Here is a 25017-nt window from a genome sequence, read left to right as displayed (position 1 = left end):
CGTTACGCTAGCGCGCCGAGCTACAAGAGCCGCTAAGCCTCCAGTTGCTCCAACACCTTCCCCTTCGTCTCAATTCCAAGGAAATGCACCGTGAGCGCGGCGAGGAACGGCACGGCCGCGAGAATGTAAAACGCGACGTCGAGATGACCACCCACCATCGTCTTCGAAACGATCGCCGGCGCGAAGATCGCCGCCACCTTTAGCCAGGCACCGCCAACTCCACAGCCAAACGCACGGATGCTAGTGGGATACAACTCCGGCGTATAGACATACGCCGTGATAAACCCGCACGCGAGGAAGCCCAGCGCAAATGCACAACACGTCGCCACCACATACACCGACGAATCGTGGAACACACCGGCCAGCGCCAGCGAAATCGCACACAACACAAACGACAGATTGATGATCGGCTTGCGCCCCACCTTGTCGACGAGCAATGCGCAGGTCAGCGACCCAATCACACCGAGTACGGAAGCCGCCACCGCAAGGTTCAGCGCCAGTTGCAACGGCGCGTGATAAACCGTGCGATAGATCGTGGGCAGCCAAGTGGAAAGCCCGTACTGAATAAATCCGCACGTCACCCATAGCATCGCCACCGCCAACGTGCGCTTCAGATAAGCCGGCCCAAACAGATCGCCGATGCGGCGCTTAGGATGCCGACTCGCCATCGCTTCGAATTCGACTGCATGCTCAACCGGCGCCAGCGGTCCCTTGGTCGCGCGTTCGAAGGCCAGCACCGCTGCATCCGCATCGGCCATGCGTTCGCGCTCAGCTAGCCAGCGCGGCGATTCCGGCACCAGTCTGCGCAGCACGAAAAACAGGATCAGCGGCAAGCCGCCAATGAAATACATGGCCTGCCAGCCAACGCGCGGCACGATCCACGCGCCCAGCGCATTCGACGCCAGCAAACCCACCGGAAACACGATCTCATACAGCAGCACAAAGCGCCCACGGCCATGCGCGCGGCTGATTTCGTTGATATACGTCGCGGCCACCGGCAACTCGCCACCCAGGCCCAGGCCCTGGACGATCCTCAGCACAACGAACGCAACAAACGTCGGCGCGAATCCGCACGCAATACTCGTCACGCCGATGATCCCCGAACTTAACGCAATCGCGCGCACGCGCCCCTTACGCTCGGCGTACCAAGGAAACACGAACGCGCCCAACAGTTGCCCGATTGATCCCGACGCGATCAGAAAACCGATCTCCCACGGCGTGAGCTCCCATTTCTGAATCAGTATTGGCAACGTAGCAGCGATGGCGATCACATCGAAGCCGTCGAAGAACGTCGCGAGTCCAATCAGGATTCGCGCGCGAACCTGCATCGCATTGCCCGGCAAGCGTTCCAGACGCGCAATGATCGAGCCCCGGGTCACAGGGCCTGAGACACCGGCGCTGCTGCGGTCCCCCATGGTGTTGTCGATGGTTCTCATGCCGTTGTCGCCGTCCGAAAAGAGTTACGCGAGCGCCGTGCTGGCGTCAGTGAGAGTTGCAAGGTCGACCGTGCGGCCCTGGTTCATCCATTTGCGCGCGAGTTTCAGATCGCGCGGCGTGTTGATCGCAATCGCCCCGCGTATCGCACCGTCTTCCACGTAAAAGAGCGTGGCGCGTTTGCCTGGCAGATCGCCGCGTACGACGAGCTGCGCGTCGTTGGGAATGTCGCCGAGGATCTGCAGGTTCACGTCGTACTGATCGGACCAGAACCACGGAATGTCCGCATACGGCTCGAACGTGCCAAGCAAGGCTTTCGCCGTGGAGATAGCCTGGTTCTGCGCGTTCGCCCAGGATTCGAGCCGCACGCGACGCTTCAGCCACGCGCTCGGATGGTTCGCCACGTCGCCGCATGCAAAGACGCGCGGGTCGGAAGTTGCGCCGAAATGGTCGACCACGATGCCATCGGCAATCGCAAGGCCTGCCGCTTGCGCGAGCGCCGTATGCGGCGTGAGACCGATACCCGCGACGGCGAAATCAGCATCAAGCGTGGTGCCGTCGGCCAGCGTGGCACGCACGCCGTGGGCTTTATCAGGGTGATCGTCGAGCGATACAAGGCCTGAATCGAGGCGCACGTCCACACCATTGGCCCGATGCAGTTCAACAAGGAACTCGGAAATGGCCGGCGGCACCGAGCGGGCGCACAGACGCGGCGCACCTTCGACGACAGTTGCCGCAACACCAAGCTTGCGTGCAGTTGCCGCCACTTCCAGCCCGATCCAGCCGCCGCCAATCACCAGCACGTGCTGGCTCGCGCGCAACCGTTCGCCGAGCGCGACCGCTTCATCGAGCGTGCGCAGGTAAGCGATGTTGGAAGTCTTCACCAGCGCATCGGGCAAGCGTCGCGCTGCTCCGCCCGTGGCGATCACGAGACGATCGTATTGCACTTCACGGCCCGACAGCGTGCGCACGATGCGTTGCTCGCGATTAATCGACGTAGCCGTATCCGGCTGCCACGCTTCGATGTTCAGGGCGTCGAAGTCGTCTGGCTTGACGAGGCGCACGGTGTCGATATCCGCTTCCCCCGCCAGCACCGCCTTCGACAGCGGTGGACGCTCATACGGCAAGTGGATCTCATCAGCGATCATCACGAGGCGACCGTCGAAACCCTCCTTGCGCAAGGTCTTCACGACCCATCCGGCCGCCTGGCCACCGCCGATCACGACGATCGTGCGTGGTGCCTCCAGGCTCGCGTGTGCGCTTGATGCAGCGGCGTCAGTCATGTTTGCGCTCCGTCATGAACTTGCCCTCCGGCGCTTTCGCATTCTTCTGGCGACGCGTGTTGCCGTCGATGCCGCCATCGATCGCCCATTCGGCGAACACGGTCGGCCCCGGCTCGAAATCGCGCGGTTGCCACTCGGGCGTCAGTTGGTCCTCATCCGCGTAGTACTCGATGAGCGCGCCAGCCGGATTCTGGAAATACCAGAAGTAAGCAGACGACACCGGATGGCGCCCCGGCCCAAGTTGCGTGTCCCAGCCGCAGCGGCTGATATGCATGCCGCCGCCGAACACTTCGTGAATATCGCGCACGGTGAAGGCCACGTGATTCAGGCCACGTTTGCCGTTCGGCAACGCCAGCAGGAACAGGTCATGATGTCCGCCATGTGGCGCGCAGCGCAGAAACGCCCCACGTCCCGGGTAACGGTCCGACATCTCGAAGCCGAGCAGTTCCTGATAGAACTTCTCCGTTTCGGCAAGGTTGTTGGTGAAGAACACCACATGCCCCACTTCCACCGGTTCAGCTCGCTCATAGATCGGCGACGGTTGATTCACGCGTAACGTCTGGCCCCACACGTTTGAAGGTGAGCCATGCGTTTCGACGTCGCGCTTGCGGGTGACTTCCACACGAATCGCCATGCCGTTCGGGTCGATGCAACCCACCGCGTCGTCGTTTTCGAAGTGTCCTGGCTGACCTGTAAAGCGGCCGCGCAACGCGTCGAGTTCGGCGCGCGTCGCTACACCCCACGTCACCTCACGCAGCGTCGGACCTTCTTCGAAAGCGGGCGGCAGCGAGGGATCGTTAGAATCCACGGCCAGAATCGTGCAGCCGTTCAGCGATTCGAAGCGAGCGCGGGTTTCGTCGTGCGCAGTCTCTTTCAAACCCCAGTCGGCAAAAAAGCGCCGACAGGTTTCGAGGTCCGTCACACCGTAGGTAATCTGTTCAATGCCGAGAATCGTCATGTCGTGCCTCTTGTTTCTCAATTCGTCTGGGGCGCATTGGCCCAAGCCAAAGGTGCGTCGTTCAAGCCCCAGTACAGGCTCTTTTGGTGCATGTACTCGCGAATGCCGAGACGCCCTTTCTCGCGACCCATCCCGCTCTCTTTCCAGCCGGAGAACGGCGTCGAGATCGAGAACAGCTTGTAGGTGTTGATCCACACGGTGCCCGCTTCGAGCGCGCGTGCCACGCGCCAGGCGCGTTTGTAGTCGCGCGTCCAGATGCCGGCAGCAAGGCCAAACACGCTGTCGTTGGCCTGCTTGATTAGCGAGGCTTCGTCATCGAATGGCATGGCGACCAGCACCGGTCCGAAAATTTCTTCCTGGCAGATACGGGCGCTGTTCGACAGGCCTTCGAGAATCGTGGGCTGATAGAAGTTGCCTTGTTCGCGTCCGTCGCCGACGGGACGCTCGCCACCGCACAACAGGCGTCCACCTTCTTCCAGGCCCAAAGCGACATAACGCTCCACCGATTCGCGATGCGCTGGCGTAATCAACGGGCCCATCTGTGTTTCCGGGCTCGAAGGGTCGCCCACGCGCAACCTGCGTGCGCCTTCGGCCAGTCGCTTCATGAACGCGTCGTAGATCGGGCGATGCACGAACAACCGCGAGCCCGCGATGCATGCCTCGCCCGACGAACTGAAAATGCCGTACAGCACGCCGTTCACCGCGTGATCGATATCCGCGTCTTCGAAGACGATGGTTGGCGACTTGCCACCCAGTTCCAGCGACACCGGCATCAGCTTGTCCGCGGCGATGCGCGCGATGCCACGTCCCACCTCGGTCCCGCCAGTGAACGACACTTTCTTCACGAGCGGATGACGCACCAGCACATCGCCGATTACCGAACCTTTACCGGGCAACACGCTCAATACGCCCTTCGGTACGCCCGCTTCTTCGCAGATGCGCGCCAACGCGAGCGAGACCAGCGGCGTCACTTCAGCGGGCTTCAACACCACCGCGTTGCCACCCGCAAGCGCAGGAGCAAGCTTTTGCGCATCCGATGCGATCGGCGAGTTCCACGGAGTGATAGCCGCGATCACGCCTATCGGCTCATGCACGCTCATGGTCATGTAGTCGCCGCGCGATGGCGTCAGTTCTTCATCGAGCGTTTCGAGGCACGCAGCGAAATAGCGGAACGTGTTGGCGGCGCTCGCCACCAGTACACGTGTTTCGCCGATCGGCTTGCCGTTATCGCGCCGCTGCAGATGCGCCAGTGCTTCGTGACGCGCCATGATCAGATCGGCAATACGGTACAGAACCAAGGCACGCTGATGCGGCTTCAGACCGGCCCAATCCGCTTTGCGCCATGCAATGTCCGCGGCTTCGACCGCATCGCGCGCGTCGTCGGCGCTGGCCGTCGAGATTTCCATGTTGACCGACTGATCCGCCGGATACAGGCTTTTGTACGGGTTGCCACGCCCTTGCCGCCATTCGCCGCCGATGAAAATATCGCCGGTGGGCACGAGGCTGGTATCGAAGTGAGTCATGTCGGTCATCCGCTCAGTTACTTCTCATCAAATCACGCAACGCGCCGCGCGATTGCGCAGGGCACGGATCGCGCTGAACGCGGTTAGCGCGGACGTCTTGGGGTTGTCCGGCAACGGCTTGCCGCACATTTCGAGCGACATCTCGCCGAATGCGCCGCGCGCCAGGATGCGGTGCACATTGCGCGTCGCCGCAGGGTCTGCGATCAGACGCACAATGGTCTGATCGAGGCCGAGACCTGCCAGTGCGATCGTCGCCGCCACGTTGGCATTCTTCGGATAAAGCCGTGCCGCTTCGCGGGCGCTACCTTCGAAAATGATCCGCTCTTCCGTCAGGCTCTGCAGATCGCATATCTCTTCGGCGGGTGTGCCGAGCCAGCCCTGCGGCGGCTTGCGACCCGTGTACAGCACTTCGTCGAGACCACCCAGTTTCGCCGCGGCCAAAGCGTCTACGCCGCCAATGGCGCCGGACAACAGCGTCAGCGTGGCATCGCCTTCGTCCGCAGCGGCAGAGAGAGCGTCGAGCAGCAGTACGTCCGAGAGCGCGCCGATAGAAGCCACTGCGCAATCGGTGCCCGCTTTCAACAACGGAACAACGTGGTCGACCAACGCACTGTGGCCCGCGCATTCCAGCGCGAACTGCGGGCGGCTGCTCAGCGCGGCCACCGACGACACCACATCTACCGACGCGCCCACCACCTCGCGCACCGACGCCGCATGCCGCTCGGGCACGATCACATGTGACACACGCACTTGCGGATCCGCTGCAACGGAGCGATACACCGCCTGGCCGATCGCCCCGAAGCCGATCATCGCAACGTCGACGGGCGCATGATGTCCCGCGTGGCGAAGATCATGCATGTTCTGGCTCCTGCTTCTTGACCGGCGGGCCGGCAAACGCGGTGGCAAACGAACCGACCGACAGCATGTCCACTTCAACCAGCACCGGGCCCGTCTTCGCCAGACCTTCGCGGATAATCTCGTCCGCGTCGTCGAGCGACTTGATGCGGTAATGCGTGAGCTTCAGGCTCTCGCAGAACTGCGCGAAGTCCGGTTGATGCAGATCGACGAAGCAGCGGCGGCCGCCATACTGCGCGTCCTGGATGTTGCGGATCACGCCATAACACTGGTCGTTCATCAGCACGATCATGACGTTGGCGTTTTCCTGCACGGCCGTCGCCAGTTCACCGACGTTGACCATCAGACCACCGTCGCCGACGAGGCACACCGTCTTCGCCGCTGTTTCCGCCAGCGCCGCACCGATTGCCATCTGCATCCCTTGACCGATACCACCGCCCAAGGCATGCACCCCCGCACGCGGCGTGAAAATCTGCAGCAGGCGGTTACCCCACGTGCTGTTCGAGATCGTCACATCGCGCACCCAGTTATAGTCTGTGCCCACCGAACGTTGCAGTGCATCGACGAGGCGCTTGTACGGTCCGAGACCCTTGCCTACATCCGCTACGGCGATCTCCCGGGCAGCGGCCAGATCGGCAGCGAACTTCGGATCCACCTTGAGACGGCCTTCGAGCAGCGTCGCGAGTTCTTCCAGAACCGCAGCGGAGTCGCCATGCACAAACAGATCGTTGCGGTAGCCGCGGTTGTCGGCGAGTGCGTCGGCATCGACGCGGTATAGCGGCTGCGGCAACGCGAGCTTGTACTTCAACGTTTCATTGCCACGCAGACGCGAACCGACCACAAGGACCGCATCGCAAGTCTTGTAGAAGCTCTCCACCGATGCGTGCACATTGAACGCGCCGAGCGTCGCCGGATGATCTTCCGGCAGGATGCCGCGGCCCTGCACGCTGGTCACGACGCCAAAGCCCAGCGCCACCAGACGCTCAACCGCTGCCCGCGCGTGCCGCGTGCCGCCGCCAAGCCACAGCAGCGGACGCGTGGCCTTGGCCAGCGCATCGGCGAGTTGCACGACACGCTTGCTGTCGTGCGTGAGCGTCGTCACGTGCGGCGCGCTGAGGTCAGCGGGCCATTCGATTTCTGCCGCCTGAATGTCAATCGGAATCTCGACACTCACCGGGCCGCTCGGCGCGGTCTGCGCGACCCGCACCGCTTCGCGGATCGTCGGGAGCGCGGTCTCGGCAGTGCGGACGCGGTAGGCGGCCTTCGAGATCGACGACAACATCGACAACTGGTCCGGCGCTTCGTGGATATACGCGAGGTCCTTGTCGAGGTATTCGGTTTCGATCTGGCCAGTGATATGCAGCAGCGACGTGCCAGCGGTCAGCGCTTCGACCATCGCGCCTGCTGCGTTGCCGGCTGCAGTACCCGTGCTGGTGAACGCGACGCCAAGGCCACCGGACACACGTGCCAGACCATCGGCCATGTTGACCGCACCGGCTTCGCCGCGTGCCCCAACATAACGGATCTTGCCGCGGTTGTTGATCGCGTCGAGGATCGGCATGTTGTGGATCGAAATCACGCCGAACGTCGTGCGAACGCCGCATTGCTCGAGAAAGGCGGCAATCAGCTCGCCGACGGTGGTTTTATTAGACATGTCGTGCATTGCCTCCAGAGACATCGATATGACTGCCTGTCGTGTAGGACGACAGATTAGTAGCCAGATAAAAGAGTGCCTGTGCGGCCTCTTCGGGACGGCCGAAGCGGCCAAGCGGAATGTTCTTCTTGCGTGCGAGTTCTGCCGTCCAGTCTTCCCAACTCTGGCCCGGCGCGGCTTGCGTCTCGAAGCGGCGGCGCCATTGGCCCGATTCGACAATGCCGATCAGAATCGAATTCACGCGAATACGCTGCGGCGCGAGTTCGACCGCTAGTGACTTGATGAGACTCAGCAAACCCGCGCGTGCCGAGGAAGTCGCCACCATATGCGGCTCCGGCTGCAGCGCGAGCAGCGAATTCACGCAGACGATCGACGCGTTGCCCATGCCAGCCGCGTCGCGCAGCATTGGCAGGAACGCGCGAGTCGGGCGGATCACGCTGAAATATTTCAGGTCGAGTTCTTCGCGCCAGGCGTCGTCGGTGGTGTCGGCGAAGGTCGAGACGCGGCCTTGGCCAGCGTTGTTCACCAGCATGTCAGCGCGACCGAAACGGCGCCGCACGTCTTGCGCGAAGGCGTTGACTTCTTCTGCGTCGAGCACATCGCAGCGCGTTGCCAGCAGTTGCGCAGACGGAAATTGCGTCTTCAGCGCCGTCTCCGCATGCGCCAGGCGTTCGGCGTCGCGTCCGCAGATGGCGACCGATGCACCTGCACGCAAAAACAGTTCGGCGGTCGCGAGGCCAATGCCGGACGAGCCCCCCGTCACCACCGCTACCTGACCGCTCAAATCGATCTGGATCATTAGAGCCCCAATGCCTTCATGTACTTGCTGCCCGCGGCCGGCCCGTTCTTGGGACGGTAGTTCAGGCGTTGCGAGAGTTCGTCAGCGGCGCCGCGCACCTTGTCGATCAGACCGCTGTCGAGCAGCGCTGCATCGATCTCCGGCCGCGGAATCGTCGTGGTGATCACGGCGACGATGCGGCCCGTGTCGTTACGCACCGGCGCCGTTACGACCGAAATGCCACGTTCGAACGACGATTCGCTGATCGCAAAGCCGCGCTGCGCGTCATCGCGAATTCGTTCGTACAACTCTTCGACCGTTTCGGGTGTGAGTTTGGTAAAGCGATGCAACTTCGGCTCGGGGTACAGCGCGCGTAAATCGTTGAGCGTCAGATCGCCCATCAGCACCTGGCCGTGCGTCGTCGCATGGGCGGGCAGGCGTGTGCCGACGTTGACCTTCACCGAACTGAAGATCGGCGTGTGACTTTGCGCCTTGGCGACGAACACCACGTCGCGTCCGTCACGGATCAGGATGTGGCTCGTCAGACCGGTGTCGTTGCGCAAGGCCTCGATGATCGGCAAGCCGAGATCCGTCAGTTCGAGCGAGCTCAGATATTCGAAGCCGAGGCGCAGCACCGCAACGCCCAGGCGATAGTTGCGGTCCTTATCGGCTCGCTCTAGAAAACCGAGCGATTCGAGCGTCTGCAGCAGACGGAAGACCGTCGTGCGGGGAATCTTCAAGCGCCGGGACAACTCCGGTGCGCCCAATACCGGCTCGCGCGGCGAGAACTCAGTCAGGATCTTCAGACCGCGTTCGAGACCGGGCACTTTGTAGCCGGGTTCGGCGTTGTCGTCGTCGGTTGCGCGCTCGGCGTTGATCGTGTCGGGCGTCATTTCAGTGGCTCCGTGGTGCCGCGCTCGCGCGGCAGAACGTGTCGATGATCGCGGTGTACGCGTCAGCGGCTTCGATATAGCCGGCGTGACCGGCGCGCGGCACGATCTGCAAGGACGTACGTGCCGCGAGGGCCAGCCGTTCGCATGCGGACGGCGGCGTGATGGTGTCTTCAGCGCCTACAGCAATGTTGACGAGTCCGTGAAAGCGCGCGAGGTCGGCGGCAAGATCGGCATTGGCGAGCAGATGTGTCGCTTGCGCGTAACCTTGCGGCACGATGCGCGCCATGTTCCAGCGCACCCATGCACGGGCTGTCTCGTCGGCGTGCGCAGACAGCATGTTCGCACTGCGCTTTTCGGCGAGACCTGCGGGGCCGAGTTCGGCGAGCATCGCAAGACGCTGGTCGCGTTTTGTTTCGCGTACGTCTGTTGTGGCCGCGCCGTAACCGCCAGCAGGCGACAGCAGCAAAAGGCCTGCGACACGCTGCGGATTTGCAGCGGCAAATGCGCCAGCGACAATCGCGCCCAGCGAATGCCCTACCAGCACGCAACGCGCGACGCCGAGCGCGTCGAGCCAGCCACGCAGGACGTCTGCGTAGTCCGACGCGTGGGGCGAAGCTGGGAGGACCGGCGTCGATACGCCGTATCCCGGCGCATCCCAGGCAAGCACGTTCCGCGTCGCACCGAGCGCTTCAAACTGCTGCACCCACGACGCTGCTCCCGAGCCGATGCCGTGCAGCAACACGAGCGGCAACGCCTCGTCGCGCACAGAAGCCGGTTCTCGCGCTTCGCGATAACCCACGGTCTGCGTCGCCGCGGTAACGGCCTGCTGCAGCGGAAAGCGCGCAAGACGCGCTTCCAGCGAGGCAGCGAGATCGGCAGTAACAGACGGGACAGCGGACATGGTTTCTATCTGCAAGTGCAAAGTAAGGTGACTTCAGTGCGGCGACGGTGCGGTGCACAGGGTCGTCGCGTGGGTATGGCTAGTGCAAAGCGTCGAACGGGCAACCACCCTGCGCTTCGCACCCAAGTGCTTGTCGCTTATCGCTTCAGCTTGGCAAGCGGCGAATCCGGCGGATAGGTTGGCGTGATCGGCTTCGGAGAACCGAGCATCACGCACATCAGCGCATCCTCTTCGCCGATATTCACTTCCGTGCGATACACGCCCGGCGGCACCGAAATCAGATCGCGTTCGCCGAGCACCGATTCCCAGGTCTCGCCGTCGCGTTCGCAGATCACTTTCATCTTGCCGCGCAGCACGAAGAAAATTTCTTCGACGTCCATATGAATATGGCTCGGCCCGATATTGCCGGCCGGGATCACCATGGTCGAGAACGTGAAGCCCCCTGCAGGCACCGTGTTGACATCCTTCGCGACACCCGTGCCGCCCGTGCCGACATAGCGCATTTGCGCCCGGCGATACTTCGGGTCGTAATCGGCCTGAAACTTCAGTGCGTCCCAGTCGTAGCGACGGGTTTCAAGACGTGCAACGCGTGTGTCCATCCATTGCGCAAAACTGGCTTCCGCGGGTTGATCCCACGACTTACGTTCGAAATCGGTGTCCGCCATCTCTTTCTCCTTTCGGTCAAGACAAGATCAATTCATCACAAAGCCGCCGTTCACCGGCAGCAACTGGCCGGTCACGAAGCGTGCGGCATCGGACAACAGGAACAGGACCGGCCCCGTCACATCGTCGGGAACCTGGGCGCGGGTCAGCGCACGGCCTTTCAGGTAATACTCGTGACGTTCGGCCGGCACGTAGGCGGTGGCCTCGACTTCGGTCAGCCCCGGCGCGATCGCGTTGACCGTGATGCCGTCGGCGCCGAATTCACGCGCCAGCGAACGCGTCATCGCGATCACGGCACCTTTGCTGGCGACATAAGCCAGTAGTTTCGGTGCGCCCCACAGCGCCGTATCCGAAGCGATATTGACGATGCTGCCGCGGCACGAGTCGCGCAGATGCGGCAGCGCCGCGGTACTCATTAGCCACGTGCCGCGCACGTTGACGTTCATCACCGCATCCCACGTATCGACCGCCAGTTCGCCGGCCAGCTTGCCGCCGGAGTTGGTGATTGCTGCGTTGTTGATGAGCGCATCGAGGCCTCCGAGCTGCTTCACCGCCTGGACGACGAAGCTCTGGATGTTCGATGGATCGGCGAGGTCCAGTGGCAGGAAGTGCGCCCCGTGACCTTCGCTTTGCAGCGTCTTGGCGAGCGCACGACCTTCGTCGTGCAAAACATCGCCGAACACGATTTGCGCGCCGGCCTGCACCAGCGAGCGCACAAACGCCGCGCCAAGACCGCGCGCGCCGCCCGTGACAATCACGCGTCGGCCGGTGAGTGCCGCGGGCGCAGCGTTGGCGTTATGCATGGCTATGCCCTGCTGCTGTACCCGTCGTGGCAGTGGCCGCTTGCGCACGGTGCGCGGCGAGTGCATCGAAATCCTGCTGCGCGCGCTGCCGCAACATACGACGCACGCGCGTCATGCCGACGTCATGCTGATAAAGAAATTCGTGTTCGCGTGCATCCGGCGCCATGCTCTCGAGGACATAGCGGTCCTGTTCCAGCACGTCCCAATGGAGACCTTCGAGGCGGTTGCGGTACATGAAACGCCATGCGTCGCGCTGCCATCCGGATACTTTGCGCGTGCGCCAGAAGTAAACCTGGCAGTTGCTCTCGTCGACGGGAACGGCAAAGCCGATGATCCCAAAGTTACCGCCAGGGCCAAACTTCTTCCTGTAGGGAATCGCGAGGCGCATCCACAGGCAACCGGTTTCGCCGAGCTCCACCCAGTCGAAATTGACGTCGCGCTGGCCGACCTTTTCGAACATCAAACCGGTATCGGTCTTGCGCACGCGCATGTCGGCCTGCTTGTCGCCTTCGGCCATCGAGTGCGAGGTCGCATGCAGATAGGCGCCGTGCATCGGATCCATCACGTTGTCAATCGCGTACTGGTAATTGCACTTCCAGTTCGACATGCACAGAAAGCTCGCGTACTCTTCGTTCACCAGTTCTTCCGGCAAAACGAGTGGCGCGGGTTCCTTGTGAGCGTCGTCGCCGAACCACAGGAAGATAGCCCCCGCATGTTCTTGCACGGGATACGACTTCACGCACTTCTGGCCTTCGAGCGGGCAGTTCGACACGGCCGGGACTTTGGTAACCGTGCCGCCGCCGTCGATTTCAATGCCGTGGTACCAGCACGCGACGCTGCCACCAAGATTCCAGCCCAACGACAGACGCGCGCCGCGATGCGGGCAGCGGTCTTCGAGTGCATGGACACGGCCTTCCTGATCGCGCCACAGGACGATCTGATCGCCGAGGCGCGTCAGGCCGATGGGCGCATTGCCGACTTGCCAGCTCGGGGCGACCGGATACCAGTAATTGCGCAGACCGAGGTCGAGGTAAGCCTGAAGCGGATCGGCCGTGCCGTGGTCCGTGGTGGGATGGGGTGTGGGGGACGTCATGAAAAGACTCCAGATGCGTAGGCGGTGCGACGGTTTCGCAAGATTGTCTGGGTAGCGCGCCTATTCGGCGAGCAGGCGGAATTCGGCGGTCAGGCGTTCGGCGGTCCACGCCGCGCCTTCCGGGGTCCGGAAGCCGATGCGGTTCAAGCCGTCGACAACGTCCTGCAACTCCACCGCACCCGCATCGAACACCTTCTCGAGCGCATCGCCGAAGTCGTTCTCGTATTGCGTCGGTTCGGCCTTGCGGGTTTGCCACACGAGGTTTTGCGCCTCGCCCGGCTTTTCGATGACGCCTTTGCCTGCCACGTTGTTCGGCTGCGGCGCGAGCCACGGCTTCAGGGAGGGATTGAATTTCACCGCTTGCTCTCGCATGTCATTCCACCTTGATCTGGATTTCTTCACCGGCGAGACGAACCGCATACACCTTCAGGTCGCGGCCGCCCGGCTCTTTCAAGCACTTGCCAGTCGGGATATGGAACACGGCTTCGTGCAACGGGCATTCGACGGTATCGCCGTCGACAAATCCCTGCGTCAGCAACGCGTACGCGTGGGGACAGACGTTTTCCAGCGCGTACAGCGCATCGCCCACCTTGTAGATGCCGATCTCCGTGCCTTCGAGCTTGTACTCGAGCGGCGCGTCTTCGGACAGGTCGCCGGCATGTCCGGCGCAACGCCATTCTTCAGTCATGTGCTACCTTCTCCTGAATCCCGAATGTTCCATACAAGGAACATCAGTTCGTGTATGGACAATTATAGGAGCCGTCTGAGCGAGAAAAAATAAAAATCTGCGGCGTTAGGGGAAAACACTGATGTGGCGGAGGAAAGACACCGTTCCCTTCCTCACCTGACCACGAGCGTCAGCCTACGTGCCTATTCCGTAAGGCTTTTTTGTCCACGACTGAAACCGTCCCTCCTGCGGCATTCGGGTTTCCTCGGGGCTCGAAAATTTATTTTGACCACTTCTGGAGACCCTATACTTTCCATAGGCGATACATATGCCCATAGGTGGAACAAATAAGAAGCAAAGTTTTGGCGCATAAACCAGGACCAACGCTCCCTCACTCAATGCACTACGGACGGCGGAATGGGATCCAGCCATTCGTCACACGATTAGGAGAACCAACGGTGAAAAGAATCATTGCAGTCGCACTTACAGCGATGTGCGCCACGACAGGGGCGTGGGCACAAAGCAGTGTCACGCTTTACGGTAGTCTCGATGCCGGAGTCGCGTACATCAGCAATGCCGGCGGAAGTTCGAAATGGATCGCAGAGCAGGGCAACATGCAGCCTGACCGTTGGGGTCTGAGGGGAGTAGAGGATCTGGGTGGCGGTCTGCACGCCATCTTCCAGTTGGAAAACGGCTTCTATACGACGACTGGGGCAATGGCTTCGCCCGGAACATTGTGGAATCGCCAGGCGTATGTCGGTTTGAGTTCCGATCAGATCGGAACGCTGACGCTCGGTCACCAAACGCCGTTTAACTTCGATGTGCTGGGTCCGTTGAGCACGGGTTATCTCGCCGCGAGCTGGTATGCATTCCACCCGGGCAATATCGATGAGCTGGCAGACACGAGTGTCGTGCCGTTCAACAACTCGGTGAAGTTCCGCTCAACCAGCTTTGCCGGCTTCACGGTCGGCGCGATGATGGGGCTGGGCAATACGACGAACTTCGCGACCGGTCGCACCTTGAGCTTCGAGGCCAGCTACAAAAACGGGCCGTTCAATGCTGGCGCGGTCTACTCGAATGAACATGACCGCACGCCGTCGATCGTCACGACCGGCATCACGAACTTCCAGGGTGTCGCAGCCACGGCATACACGGCCGACAATGTCGAGAACATGGGTGCAGGTGCGTCCTACCAGTTCGGCAACCTGCTGGTGCATGGTCTGTACACGCGTGTGAAGCTGGAGTCGCCCGGCTACTCGAGCACGTATCAGAGCTACGATGCGGGCGCGAACTATCAGTTCACGCCGTTTAACAGCGTAGCGGGCGGCGCGGCGACGACGAGCTTCGATGGTCATCGCTGGACGCAGTTCGAGATCGGCGATATCTATGCGCTGTCGAAGTCGACGCAGATCTATGTGAATGCGCTGTATGAGCGTGCGGGGTCGAATACGGACGCGGCGTTCTTCACGGCAGGCGTCTCGGATAGCCGTAATCAGACGGTGTTTCTGACGGGCATTCACCACTCGTTCTGAGTGCTACCGGATTTGTCACTACGTGGCAGGTCCGCCGATGTGGTCGAGAAAATCTGGGGCGGCCGGGCGTTTTCTTTAGAGAGTGGAGTAAGCGGCCGGTTGCCCTGCAGCCGGCCGCAGCGCTTTGCGGCGTCGCTCGCCCGGTTCGCCCGGTTCGCCCGGTTCGCCCGGTTCGCCCGGTTCGCCTAGTTCGCCTAGTTCGCCGCGATAGTCCTGCGGCGTGCCTCGACCGCGGTCGGATCGTCCGCGGGCGGACGGTAATTGAGACGTGTCGACAACTCAACAGCCGCGTTGCACACCGCCGCGATCAGAGGCTCGCGTTCGCTGGCGTCACCAATATCCGAGCGCGGCACCGTCACCGTCAAAGCCGCCACGATGCGGCCAGTCTGGTCACGCACCGGCGCCGTCACCACCGAAATGCCTCGCTCGAACGAAGCTTCGCTCACCGCATAGCCCTGCGCCGCGCTTTCGCGCACCCGCTCGTTGAGTTCTTCCACAGTGGCCGGCGTGCGATCCGTAAAACGCTCGAGTTGCGGCTCCGGATAAAGCTGACGCAGTTCGTCGTATGTGAGATCGCCCATCAACACCTGGCCATGCACAGTCGCATGCGCCGGCAGACGTGTGCCGACATGCACCTTGACCGAGCTGAACATCGGATCGTGCGCCTGGGCTTTCGCAACGAATACCACGTCGCGCTGATCGCGGATCAGAAGATGCGCGCTGAGTCCCGTCGCGTCACGCAAGCGCTCGAGCAGCGGCGTGCCCACGTCTGTCAGTTCGAGCGAACTCAAATATTCGAAGCCCAACCGCAACACCGCCACGCTCAGCCGGAAATGGCGGTCGCCGTTCACGCGCTCGAGAAACCCGAGCGCTTCCAGCGTCTGCAGCAAGCGGAAGGTGGTGGTACGCGGAATGCCGATGCGCTTCGATAACTCCGGCGCACCCAGCACCGGTTCACGCGCGCTGAACTCCGCAAGAATGCGCAGCCCGCGCTCCAGACCCGGGACGAGGTAGGTCGAGCCACCGGCGCTCTCGTCGTCGGCGGTGTCGGTCAGGTCGACGGGTGCTGCGGCCTCTTCGTGCGGGGCTGGCGCATCGCCGCGCGGCCTGGCCTGCTTGCGTCCCGCTCCTGTCATGTTTTCTTTTGCCATGTCCGGCTGTGGTTCGTGCTGATCGTCTATGGACAGCATGATAGCGCGAAGCGTCACGGGCGAATTTGGCCGGATGAAGCGAATTCTGGCATCGTACGATGTCGCCGAAGTCGAACCGCTATCTGTAGCCGTGTCTTTCGTTTGACACACAAAATGACGACGTCGCGAGCGATCATTGCGGATCGTCGACGTGTGCGAACGGCACGCGGGAGCGAACCAGACCTGAGGAGCCATACCAATGAACGAAAAAGACGATTTGCCCCTGCCGCATGCGAACGCGGAGTTTGCCGGCGACGACGGCCCTGACAACCCCGAGCGGCGCCGGGTCCTCACCGGCATCGCGGCGGTGGGGCTGGGACTCGCCCTCGCCGGCTGCACCACGGAAGAGCAGGCAGCCGCCACCCCGCGCAGTGCCGCCGACCTGCGGCTCGACGCCGCGTTGCACGATCAGGTGAAGCAGATCGTGGTGATTTACGCCGAGAACCGCAGCTTCGCCAATCTGTATGGCAATTTCCCGGGCGTGCAGCATCCGCTCGATGCCGTACCGGCCGAGCGCTACGTGCAACTCGATCGCGACGGCAAGACGCCGTTGCCGCAACTGCCGAAAATCTGGGGCGGCCTCGTGCCGCAAGCTCAGGAAGTGGACGGCAAGCGCTACATGATTGGCGAGCATGACATCGCCGGTCTGAACAACAAGCCATTCCGCATCACCGATGCACAGGGCGCGCCTTTGCCAAACGGCGTGATCACGCGCGACCTGTGGCACCGCTTTTATCAGAACCAGATGCAGATCAACGCCGGGCGCAACAACCAGTTCGTCGCCTGGGCTGACTCGGGCGGTCTGGTGATGGGGCATTACCGCAGTTCCGCCGAAACGTTGCGGATCTGGAATCTCGCGCAGCAGTACACGCTGTGCGACAACTTCTTTATGGCGGCCTTCGGCGGCTCGTGGCTGAACCACATCTTCCTGATTTCCGCCCAGGCGCCGCTCGTGCCGGATGTGCATAACAGCGCGGCGAAGCAGTTTGTCTCGGTGGTCGAAGGGGATGATCCGGCCGGCACAGCGCTCAAGGTGGCGGCGCACTCGCCTGCTTCCGCACTCGATGGGCCGCCGAAGTTCGTCAACGACGGCCTGTTCACGCCCGATGGTTACGCTGTCAACACGATGGCGCCGCCGTATCAGCCGAGCTTCGTGCCGCCCGCGCCGGGCGGCGACAAGTCGATGGCCGATCTGTCCAATCCGCGCGTGCTGCCGCCGCAGAACTACGCAACCATTGGCGATCGTCTGTCGGATAAGGGCGTCGACTGGGCGTGGTACGCGGGTGCGTGGCAGTACGCGATGGATCATCACGATACCGGCGATGTGCCCGACTTCCAGTATCACCATCAACCGTTCAACTACTTCGTCAGCTATGCGCCGGGAACCGAGGCGCGCCGCCAGCATCTGCGCGACGCGGGCGTGGGCGACGACGCGTCGACCAATCGCCTGCTCGCCGATATCGACGCGGGGCGTTTGCCGGCCGTCACGTTCTATAAGCCGCAAGGCAATCTGAACATGCACGCGGGCTATGCGGACGTCGAATCGGGCGACCGCCATATCGCCACGGTGATCGACCATCTGCAGCGCAGCCCGCAGTGGAACAACATGGTGGTGATCGTCACCGTCGACGAAAACGGCGGCTGGTGGGATCCGGTGTCGCCGCCGAAGGGCGACCGCTGGGGTCCGGGCTCACGGATTCCGGCGCTGGTCGTCTCGCCGCTCGCAAAGAAGGGCTATGTGGATCACACCGTCTACGACACCAATTCGATCCTGCGCTTCATCACGCGGGTGCACGGACTGAGGCCGCTCGACGGGGTGGTGGCGCGCGATCGTGCGTTCGCGCAAAACGGCTTGGCGCCGCTGGGCGATATGACGGGGACGCTGAATCTAGCCTGATTGGCAAAGGCGTGTGGCGGTCCTGCCAATGCTGGTGGCGGGACCGTCGGGCGGCCCGTCTGGCGTAAGTAGGCACTCACCTCGGAGGCTGCAGCCGCGTGCCTTCGCGACACCCCGTTCCGCCCTTACTGCGCTTTGGCCTTCAACTTCTCCACCACCGAGTCCGAAATCTGCTGTGCGGTATTTTTGATCGTGGATTTCTCGTCCTGGCCGGCCATCACGAACTTCGCGGCAATCACGTACGGATTGAGCTTGATGACGGCGCCGGGTTTATCTTTGCTCGAGCCTTGTTCGGTGCTCTCGTAGAGCGGTGGGAGAGTGGGCGTCGACAGATCGTCGAGCGAAACGGCCACCTGAAAGTCAGTCTGGCCCGCACCGAAACCTACCATTGCGCGACGCAGGCGGTTACCGTCGTCGACGCTCAGAAACACGCCGCGCACCTGCCAGCCCGTAGCCGGCAACGCCGCGCCGGGTGGCATCCGGCGCGCGTCGATCCCGGCTTTGCTCAGATCATCCGTGAGGTTCTCCGCCATTTCGGCGACGATCTCTTTGGCATGGGTTTGCGGATCTTTCGACGAGCGTAGGGGACCGCTCGGCAACGCACTGCCAAAGCGCCGCAGTCGGCTGCCAGGGCCGCTGTCCGGCTTGACGTTGGCGACGTCGAGATCGAAGTCAGCCACATAGACGATCGGGGGCGGAAGCGGCGCGCTGTCAGCGGCGCAACTGGCAATGGCAAGCGTACCGAGCGACGCCGCCACGACGGCGGGTTGCATCCATCGACGTAGCATGACGCGCCTCCGCGATCGTCGTATTGACGCCGCTATCCTACATGGCCAAGCTTGCCAGGTAAGGTTGGCACGCACTTATTTGCGCAAGGGATAAACCCCTAGGGTCTGCGTCGGGCCCCTCACGCAAGATCCTTCATCAACGCCGCCCGCACCTTCGGCTCGATAGCCTCGGTCGGCACCGGATAATTCGGATGATCGCAGCCGATCTGCAGCGCCGCGCCGTCGCGTAGCTTCGCTTTCATCGCGGGCGTCAGCTCGAAACGAACGAAATGCACGGCCGAAGTTTTCTGCTCGTTTTCGCGCTCCAGGTCCTCGTCGGCGATCGCATAGACCGGCGGCTCGCCCTCCACCTGCAGGAACACGCGGTCCTCAATCCCAATCAGCCGCGCCAGCGCCGCCTGCCGCTCGATCTCGTTCTCGTATTCGATCTGCATTGTCGCCTTCAGATTGCTGCCGTCCGGCACCAGCGGCAAATAGGCGTTCAGTTCGCCCTGAATGCCGTCCTCGTCGAAAATTTTCTCGATATGGAGCATCTCCTGAATCTGATAACGGATCGTGGTTTCGTCTTCGAACAGGAACGTGACGTGGTTGCCGAGCGCGACCGTACGGTCTTTCTTGTGCTCGATCACCTTGGCGCGCATCGCGATACGCGACTTCGAATAGTTTTCGAGCGACAGCAGCGAGTTACGGGCGATGCTCATCTCGGTGTCCTTCCAGTCAGTGAGGGGGTATCAGAGGCCATACGCCTTGCGCAGCAACGTCAGCGGATGCGCAAGCTGTCCTTTCGACAAGCCGCTTTCGTCGAGCCCCTGTTCGATATGATGGCCGGCCAGCTGGCAATCCGATGAAATGTAATCGGGGTGCGGCTGCGCCATCGCCTTGAAAACCGGCGTGCCGATCTGCATCGCCGTGCGGTGGAACTCCTTCTTCACGCCGAACGTGCCGGCATGTCCGGAACAGCGCTCGACTACGGTGACCTGCGTATCGGGGACCAGCGCCAGCGTCTCGGACGTTTTGCGGCCGATGTTCTGCACCCGCGCATGACACGGCACGTGATACGCCACTTTTCCGAGCGGGTTCTTGAAGTCGGTCTTCAGGAGTCCATCGCGATGACGCGACACGAAATATTCGAACGGATCCCAGAAGGCCTCGCTGATGGCGCGGACATCGGCGTCGTCGGGGAACATCAAGGGCAGTTCGTGCTTGTACATCAGCACGCAGCTCGGAATCGCGCCGATGATCGCGTAGCCCTCGCGAGCGTATTTCGCGAGCACAGGAATGTTCTTGGCCTTTTTATCGGCGACGCCCTGCAGATTGCCCTGTTCGAGCAACGGCATGCCGCAGCACGCTTCGCTCTTCACCAGTTCGTAAGGAATTTCATTGTGCGCGAGCACGGCGAGCAGATCGTGACCGATCCCCGGTTCGTTGAAATTCACGTAACAGGTCGCGTAAATCGCCACTTTGCCGGGCGTGCGCTCGCCATCGCGCACGGCAGCGGTGCGAGACTTCTTTGCGGCACTGCGGAATTTGCGCGGAGCGAAATTCGGTAACCAGGCGTTCTTGTCTACGCCAAGCGCGCTCTCCATCATCCCGCGCGCCGCAGCGGTGTGATTGACTGCGTTGATCGTTTGGGTCACCACCGGAATGCCTGCGAGGTGACCGAGCGCGTCGGTATTCGAGAGAAACTTGTCGCGCAGCTTGACGTCACCGCTTTTGTAGTCGATCGCCTTGGCGCGCAGCATCAGGTGCGGAAAATCGACGTTCCACGGATGCGGCGGCACGTATGGACACTTCGTCATGTAGCACAGGTCGCACAGATAGCACTGATCGACCACTTTGCCGAACTCGGCTTTATCGACCTCGTGTATTTCGCCGGTGTCGGTGGCGTCGACCAGATCGAACAGCGCTGGAAACGCACCGCACAACGAGACGCAGCGGCGGCACCCCGCGCAGATATCGAAGACGCGCGCCAGTTCCTGGTCAAGCGCGTCCTGATCGTAGAACGCCTCCGAAAGCCAGTCGAGCGGATGCCGGGTGGGCGCCTCGAGGCTGCCTTCTTTGTGGGGCATGGAGTCGAACTCCTTGAATGCGGGTTTGCTTTTATGTTTGGTAGCCGACGGTGCACCGCACCATGCGGCGCGCCCACAAGAACGAAAGCCTGCGGACCGTGCCGCAGGCTTTCGTTGCCTGTCTAACCAGGGCCGGCGCTCGCGCCGATGCGTGCCGGGCTGTCGTAGCGCGCCGTATCAGTCAACCAGTGCTTCGAGCGCTTTCGAATAACGGTTCGCGTGACTGCGCTCGGCCTTTGCGAGCGTCTCGAACCAGTTGGCGATTTCGTCGAAGCCTTCTTCGCGTGCCGACTTCGCCATGCCCGGATACATATCGGTATATTCGTGCGTTTCACCGGCAATCGCCGCTTGCAAATTTTGCCGCGACGAGCCGAACGGTAGTCCCGTGGCTGGGTCGCCTACCGCTTCGAGATATTCGAGGTGCCCGTGCGCATGACCGGTCTCGCCTTCGGCGGTGGAGCGAAATAGCGCCGCGACATCGTTCTGGCCTTCGACGTCGGCCTTTGCTGCGAAATACAGATAACGACGGTTCGCCTGCGATTCGCCGGCGAATGCTGCCTTCAAGTTCTCCTCGGTCTTCGAACCCTTGAGTTGCGACATCTGAGCCTCCATACAAACCTGTAATGTGGGGTGCGCGACGATGGACGAGCGATCGTCCGGTCACCTCCCGGGCAGACGCGCATAACTGCACCGTGTCTTTAAATCTAGAAGCTGGACAAGACGTTCCCCAATTGTGTTTTTCAATGCCGCCGATAGCCGTTTGCCTTGCATAACGCGAAGTCCGGTCTAGACTGTTAAGGCGATACTTCGCACTCTGTAAACGGAACTGCCATGCGCCTGACCATTCTCATCAACGGTTCCGATCCCACCGTCAGTCACGATTACGCTGTGCTATGGCTCGACACCGATGAGCGCCGGTGGTCGAGAGAAGCGCATCAAGGGATCGATCTGCCCCCTTGGGGCGAACTGCGCGACGCCGACGGCGTCACGACACTCTGCGCGCCCAGCACCGACGCACCGCTTTGCACGCTGCGCGGACTGCACGTGGACCGCAAGCAACGCGTCAGCTCGGCGCAGGGATCGGCCGCGTGGACGTGTGTGCCGGCGCGTGCGCCCACTAATGGTTACTGGCGTCTGCAAGCTGTCGATCGTCAGCCCACGCGCGCGGAACATCGGGTGTTCGATAGCTAGGGCTGAGTTTGGGTTGAGCGGCCGGGTTGTTGTTTCTGTTGCTTCGCGTCACTTCTGATCCCACGCGTCGATGCGTCGGTTTGCTCGCGCGAACCTCACGCACGACGCTATACTTTTGCCCCCTCGTTCGTCCTATACCTCACCCATGAAGAAGTGGTTTGCCTCTCTGTTGTTCGCCGTCGCGGCTCACGCGATTGCTGCACCCTCCTCCTGCACCGACTTCACGCCCAACGCGCAATGGCCCGTACTGGCCAATGCGAGGATGGCACCGAAGACGCGCATGCTCTGTTACTCCGACTTCGCGGTCTTGCATTCGGGCATCACGCATGGACCGCTTTGGTCTGCAGAACATCTGACCCGTGCGCATATGGATGCCGCGCAGGACATGGTGCGCACCAACAAGTTTTTTCCGGACGCACGTCTGCCGGATGGTGAGGGCGCGACCCTCGACGATTACAAGCGCAGTGGCTATGACCGTGGTCACATGAGTCCCGCCGGGAACCGTTGGAATCCGCAGGCAATGGCACAGTCGTTTACGTTGGCGAATGTCGTACCGCAGAATCGCGAGAACAATCAGCGTTTGTGGGCGCGCATCGAAACCTCGGTACGTGGGATCGCCTTCCGCTACGACGACACCTATGTCGTGACCGGCCCGATGTTCAATGGCCAGCAATTGCAAACCATCGGACCCACGAGAGTCTTCGTGCCGACGCAGTTGTTCAAGGTCGTGTATGTGCCGTCGAGGCAGATGGCATTCGCGGTGGTGGTCGACAACATCTCGACGAATCGCTACGACATCAAAACCGTGCACGAACTCGAAACGATGAGCGGGATCCGCTTTCCAGGCATTCCCGAGTCACTGAAGGATCAACGACCAGGAGGACTCAAAGGTGTTTAACGCATTCGAGAACGACAACGACGTACTCAACATTGAGGGCGACGCGCTGACCGTCAGCAACGGTACGACGCGTGTCACGCTGAGCGGCACGCTCGAGTTGACCAAAGACCGACGCGGTCTGCAGGCTGCGCTTGCCTTGAAGCAGGCGCTGGATCGGGTTGTCGAAACATTGCAGGCCCAAGCTCATTTACCTGAGCGGATCAAGGACGAACCGGACGCAAAACCCGCCGTCACCGACAATCCATTCAATTGACGGATTTCTGGCGAAACCGGCCATGTCAGGCCAAAGCAGCCGATAAGACGATCGACATCGTAACAATTTGTAAGAACCTTAGCCTCCTGCCAGGCGTTGGGTGCGCTAGCACACAGAAATACGCGATTTGCAGACGTACCGTGCACGCACAACGACTTAGCGCTGCCTGAACCGGGCGCGCCGCACCAAACAAGCCGCAGGGGCAGTCATGAATCGGAAAGATCCGCAGTTCCTCGTGGACGTCGGGCAGGTAGGCAATCCGGGTAGCCGGAAATACGGCACTGGTGTCCGTTCGTTCCAGAAGCGTACGTGTCTCGTACCGGAAAACATTTGCGCTGCAGTCGCGCAATCGTTAGCGCGAGCGCCATCATGAGCGAACCGATTGATTCCTTGCAGATTGGCATGCACCGTCCGTCGGCCAGGGCCGATGGTCTCGACCGGATGCTCCAGACCCTGGCCGCAGCACTGCCCAGTCATGGCGTCAACGTACACGATCCGAGCGCTGAGTCGCCGGTGCTCCCACCGCTGCCCGTTTCAACCGCGCCATCGAACGCCATCGTGCAGACGTTCGCGAACGCGCAGGCGAGCCTAGCCAAACTTTTACGCCGCGCCCCTCCTAAAGGCGCGCTTGAACCGGTGCGTCAACCTGACGTGGTTGCGTTGCACTTTGCGTCACAGGCTGCGCCGACCCTGGGCAAATTCGGCAAGATACCGCGTGTCGTGCATTTTCACGGCTCCTGGGTCGACGAACATAGGACCGAACGCGGGGCCGCGTTGTTAGGGCCGATACGCTACGGCCTCGAGCGCATGGTGTACGGCGGCGCTACTCGCCATATCGTGCTGTCGCAGGAGTCCAGTGACGTCCTGCACAGGCGCTACCAGGTGCCGGAAGAAGCGATTAGCGTGGTGCCAGGATGCGTCGACACCTCGCGCTTTGCGTTACGTTTCACCAAAAGGCAGGCGCGTAAGCGCCTCGGTCTGCCGAACGACCGGCCGATTCTGCTGTGCGCGCGGCCGTTGGTCCCGGGCATCGGCCTCGACGAGCTGGTCGACGCGATCTTTATCGTCAAGAGGAGTGTGCCCGAGGTACTTCTGGTGATGGCCGGCATGGGTCCCGAGCAAAACCGGCTTTACGGGCGCATCATCGCGCGCGGTCTTGAGGAACATGTTCGGCTCGCCGGCTTCGTATCGGATGACGTCTTGCCCGAGTATTACCGCGCGGCAGACCTCACGGTTGTGCCGACCGTCAACATGAGAGACTGCGGGCTGACGGCCATTGAATCGCTGGCGACTGGCACGCCGGTTCTGGTGACCTCCGAAGGCGGCGCTGCGAACGCCGTGGCGCCACTATCGGATGATCTGGTGGTGCAGTCCGGAGACCACATGGCGCTTGGCGGCGGTATCGCCGATGCGCTACTCGGCGTACGCCTCACCCCGAGCCACGACGCATGCCGCCGCTACGCGCGCAAGCACTTCGACCACTCCGTGATCGCGCCGCAAATCGCGGGAGTCTACCGCGACGCCATAGAGAAGTTCTGAGCAACACGCCGGTACCGGTCAGCATATCTAATCAAGTGTTGCCACGCTCCGGCGTCATGGTCACGAGCGTGCTTCACATCGTACGCACACTCGCCTCTCACATTTCTTAAGGAAAACTTAAATCTTCATATGCGTGAGCTTCGACGCTTACGCAT

Annotated in this window: 25 protein-coding genes; 6 read left to right on the top strand and 19 right to left on the bottom strand. The window is 61.8% G+C overall.

Features of this window, described 5'->3' with window-relative positions; all coding sequences use genetic code 11:
- Positions 1–32: 32 nt before the first annotated feature.
- From P3T17_RS08580 to P3T17_RS08515, 14 genes are all read right to left on the bottom strand, one after another.
- Positions 33–1436, bottom strand: coding sequence for an MFS transporter (locus P3T17_RS08580; protein WP_429406029.1), 1404 nt, complete (start codon positions 1434–1436; stop codon positions 33–35).
- 24 nt (positions 1437–1460) lie between these two features.
- Positions 1461–2717 carry an NAD(P)/FAD-dependent oxidoreductase gene (locus P3T17_RS08575; protein WP_429406028.1) on the bottom strand — a complete coding sequence of 419 codons (1257 nt, stop codon included), beginning with the start codon at positions 2715–2717 and terminating at the stop codon, positions 1461–1463.
- A complete protein-coding gene (locus P3T17_RS08570; protein ID WP_429406026.1) occupies positions 2710–3675 on the bottom strand; it encodes a VOC family protein in 966 nt (321 codons plus the stop codon). Before P3T17_RS08570 ends, P3T17_RS08575 begins: the two co-directional genes overlap by 8 nt.
- 17 nt (positions 3676–3692) lie before the next feature.
- A complete protein-coding gene (locus P3T17_RS08565) occupies positions 3693–5198 on the bottom strand; it encodes an aldehyde dehydrogenase (RefSeq protein ID WP_429406024.1) in 1506 nt (501 codons plus the stop codon).
- Positions 5199–5225: 27 nt separating this feature from the next.
- A complete protein-coding gene (locus tag P3T17_RS08560) occupies positions 5226–6056 on the bottom strand; it encodes an aspartate dehydrogenase (protein WP_429406022.1) in 831 nt (276 codons plus the stop codon).
- Positions 6049–7707 (bottom strand): thiamine pyrophosphate-binding protein, encoded by a 1659-nt coding sequence (locus P3T17_RS08555; protein WP_429406020.1) that lies wholly within the window; start codon positions 7705–7707, stop codon positions 6049–6051. Before P3T17_RS08555 ends, P3T17_RS08560 begins: the two co-directional genes overlap by 8 nt.
- Positions 7700–8506 carry an SDR family oxidoreductase gene (locus P3T17_RS08550; protein WP_429406019.1) on the bottom strand — a complete coding sequence of 269 codons (807 nt, stop codon included), beginning with the start codon at positions 8504–8506 and terminating at the stop codon, positions 7700–7702. The genes P3T17_RS08555 and P3T17_RS08550 overlap by 8 nt, the downstream gene beginning before the upstream one ends.
- Positions 8506–9378, bottom strand: a complete 873-nt coding sequence (locus P3T17_RS08545; protein ID WP_074266956.1) for an IclR family transcriptional regulator — start codon at positions 9376–9378, stop codon at positions 8506–8508. Before P3T17_RS08545 ends, P3T17_RS08550 begins: the two co-directional genes overlap by 1 nt.
- A gap of 1 nt (position 9379) precedes the next feature.
- Positions 9380–10279: an alpha/beta fold hydrolase gene (locus P3T17_RS08540; protein ID WP_429406018.1), complete on the bottom strand. Its 900-nt coding sequence runs from the start codon at positions 10277–10279 to the stop codon at positions 9380–9382.
- A gap of 137 nt (positions 10280–10416) precedes the next feature.
- Entirely contained in the window at positions 10417–10944 is a 528-nt protein-coding gene (locus tag P3T17_RS08535; RefSeq protein WP_074266954.1) for a cupin domain-containing protein, read from the bottom strand.
- Positions 10945–10971: 27 nt separating this feature from the next.
- Positions 10972–11745 carry an SDR family oxidoreductase gene (locus P3T17_RS08530; RefSeq protein ID WP_429406016.1) on the bottom strand — a complete coding sequence of 258 codons (774 nt, stop codon included), beginning with the start codon at positions 11743–11745 and terminating at the stop codon, positions 10972–10974.
- The gene (locus P3T17_RS08525; RefSeq protein WP_429406015.1) at positions 11738–12838 is read right to left on the bottom strand and encodes a Rieske 2Fe-2S domain-containing protein; all 1101 of its coding nucleotides are present in this window, start codon (positions 12836–12838) and stop codon (positions 11738–11740) included. The genes P3T17_RS08530 and P3T17_RS08525 overlap by 8 nt, the downstream gene beginning before the upstream one ends.
- A 60-nt stretch (positions 12839–12898) precedes the next feature.
- On the bottom strand, positions 12899–13210 hold the full coding sequence (locus P3T17_RS08520; protein WP_074266951.1) for a recombinase-like helix-turn-helix domain-containing protein: 312 nt from the start codon (positions 13208–13210) through the stop codon (positions 12899–12901).
- A 1-nt stretch (position 13211) separates the two neighbouring features.
- Complete coding sequence (locus tag P3T17_RS08515) at positions 13212–13526, bottom strand: non-heme iron oxygenase ferredoxin subunit (protein ID WP_074266950.1); 315 nt, start codon at positions 13524–13526, stop codon at positions 13212–13214.
- A gap of 377 nt (positions 13527–13903) precedes the next feature.
- On the opposite strand from P3T17_RS08515, the gene P3T17_RS08510 reads away from it, so the two are divergent.
- Positions 13904–15037, top strand: coding sequence for a porin (locus tag P3T17_RS08510; RefSeq protein WP_429406014.1), 1134 nt, complete (start codon positions 13904–13906; stop codon positions 15035–15037).
- Positions 15038–15231: 194 nt separating this feature from the next.
- Here the strand turns inward: P3T17_RS08510 and P3T17_RS08505 are convergent, their stop codons facing one another.
- A complete protein-coding gene (locus tag P3T17_RS08505) occupies positions 15232–16188 on the bottom strand; it encodes an IclR family transcriptional regulator (protein ID WP_429406012.1) in 957 nt (318 codons plus the stop codon).
- A gap of 238 nt (positions 16189–16426) precedes the next feature.
- On the opposite strand from P3T17_RS08505, the gene P3T17_RS08500 reads away from it, so the two are divergent.
- Complete coding sequence (locus P3T17_RS08500; protein ID WP_429406011.1) at positions 16427–18124, top strand: acid phosphatase; 1698 nt, start codon at positions 16427–16429, stop codon at positions 18122–18124.
- Positions 18125–18249: 125 nt separating this feature from the next.
- Here the strand turns inward: P3T17_RS08500 and P3T17_RS08495 are convergent, their stop codons facing one another.
- The 4 genes from P3T17_RS08495 to P3T17_RS08480 form a co-directional block, all read right to left on the bottom strand.
- Positions 18250–18912: a DUF4410 domain-containing protein gene (locus tag P3T17_RS08495; RefSeq protein WP_429406010.1), complete on the bottom strand. Its 663-nt coding sequence runs from the start codon at positions 18910–18912 to the stop codon at positions 18250–18252.
- A 119-nt stretch (positions 18913–19031) separates the two neighbouring features.
- Positions 19032–19613 carry a DUF3501 family protein gene (locus tag P3T17_RS08490; RefSeq protein WP_074266945.1) on the bottom strand — a complete coding sequence of 194 codons (582 nt, stop codon included), beginning with the start codon at positions 19611–19613 and terminating at the stop codon, positions 19032–19034.
- 30 nt (positions 19614–19643) lie between these two features.
- The gene (locus tag P3T17_RS08485; protein WP_429406008.1) at positions 19644–20981 is read right to left on the bottom strand and encodes a heterodisulfide reductase-related iron-sulfur binding cluster; all 1338 of its coding nucleotides are present in this window, start codon (positions 20979–20981) and stop codon (positions 19644–19646) included.
- 177 nt (positions 20982–21158) lie between these two features.
- Positions 21159–21581, bottom strand: coding sequence for a rubrerythrin family protein (locus P3T17_RS08480; protein ID WP_074266943.1), 423 nt, complete (start codon positions 21579–21581; stop codon positions 21159–21161).
- A 231-nt stretch (positions 21582–21812) separates the two neighbouring features.
- Here P3T17_RS08480 and P3T17_RS08475 point away from each other — a divergent pair, with 231 nt between their 5' ends.
- The 4 genes from P3T17_RS08475 to P3T17_RS08460 all read left to right on the top strand — a co-directional run bounded on the left by P3T17_RS08475 (position 21813) and on the right by P3T17_RS08460 (position 24862).
- The gene (locus P3T17_RS08475; RefSeq protein WP_074266942.1) at positions 21813–22172 is read left to right on the top strand and encodes a DUF3564 domain-containing protein; all 360 of its coding nucleotides are present in this window, start codon (positions 21813–21815) and stop codon (positions 22170–22172) included.
- Between the two features lie 145 nt (positions 22173–22317).
- Positions 22318–23070: a DNA/RNA non-specific endonuclease gene (locus P3T17_RS08470; RefSeq protein WP_429406006.1), complete on the top strand. Its 753-nt coding sequence runs from the start codon at positions 22318–22320 to the stop codon at positions 23068–23070.
- Positions 23063–23323 carry a hypothetical protein gene (locus P3T17_RS08465; RefSeq protein WP_429406004.1) on the top strand — a complete coding sequence of 87 codons (261 nt, stop codon included), beginning with the start codon at positions 23063–23065 and terminating at the stop codon, positions 23321–23323. Before P3T17_RS08470 ends, P3T17_RS08465 begins: the two co-directional genes overlap by 8 nt.
- 369 nt (positions 23324–23692) lie before the next feature.
- On the top strand, positions 23693–24862 hold the full coding sequence (locus tag P3T17_RS08460) for a glycosyltransferase family 4 protein (RefSeq protein ID WP_074266939.1): 1170 nt from the start codon (positions 23693–23695) through the stop codon (positions 24860–24862).
- Positions 24863–25017: the final 155 nt, after the last annotated feature.

Origin of the sequence: Paraburkholderia sp. GAS82 (genome assembly GCF_050436285.1) — a bacterium.
Taxonomy (GTDB): Bacteria; Pseudomonadota; Gammaproteobacteria; order Burkholderiales; family Burkholderiaceae; genus Paraburkholderia; species Paraburkholderia phenazinium_B.
The sequence above is the reverse complement of the archived record's forward strand: the minus strand, read 5'-3'. Positions and strand labels throughout refer to the sequence as shown.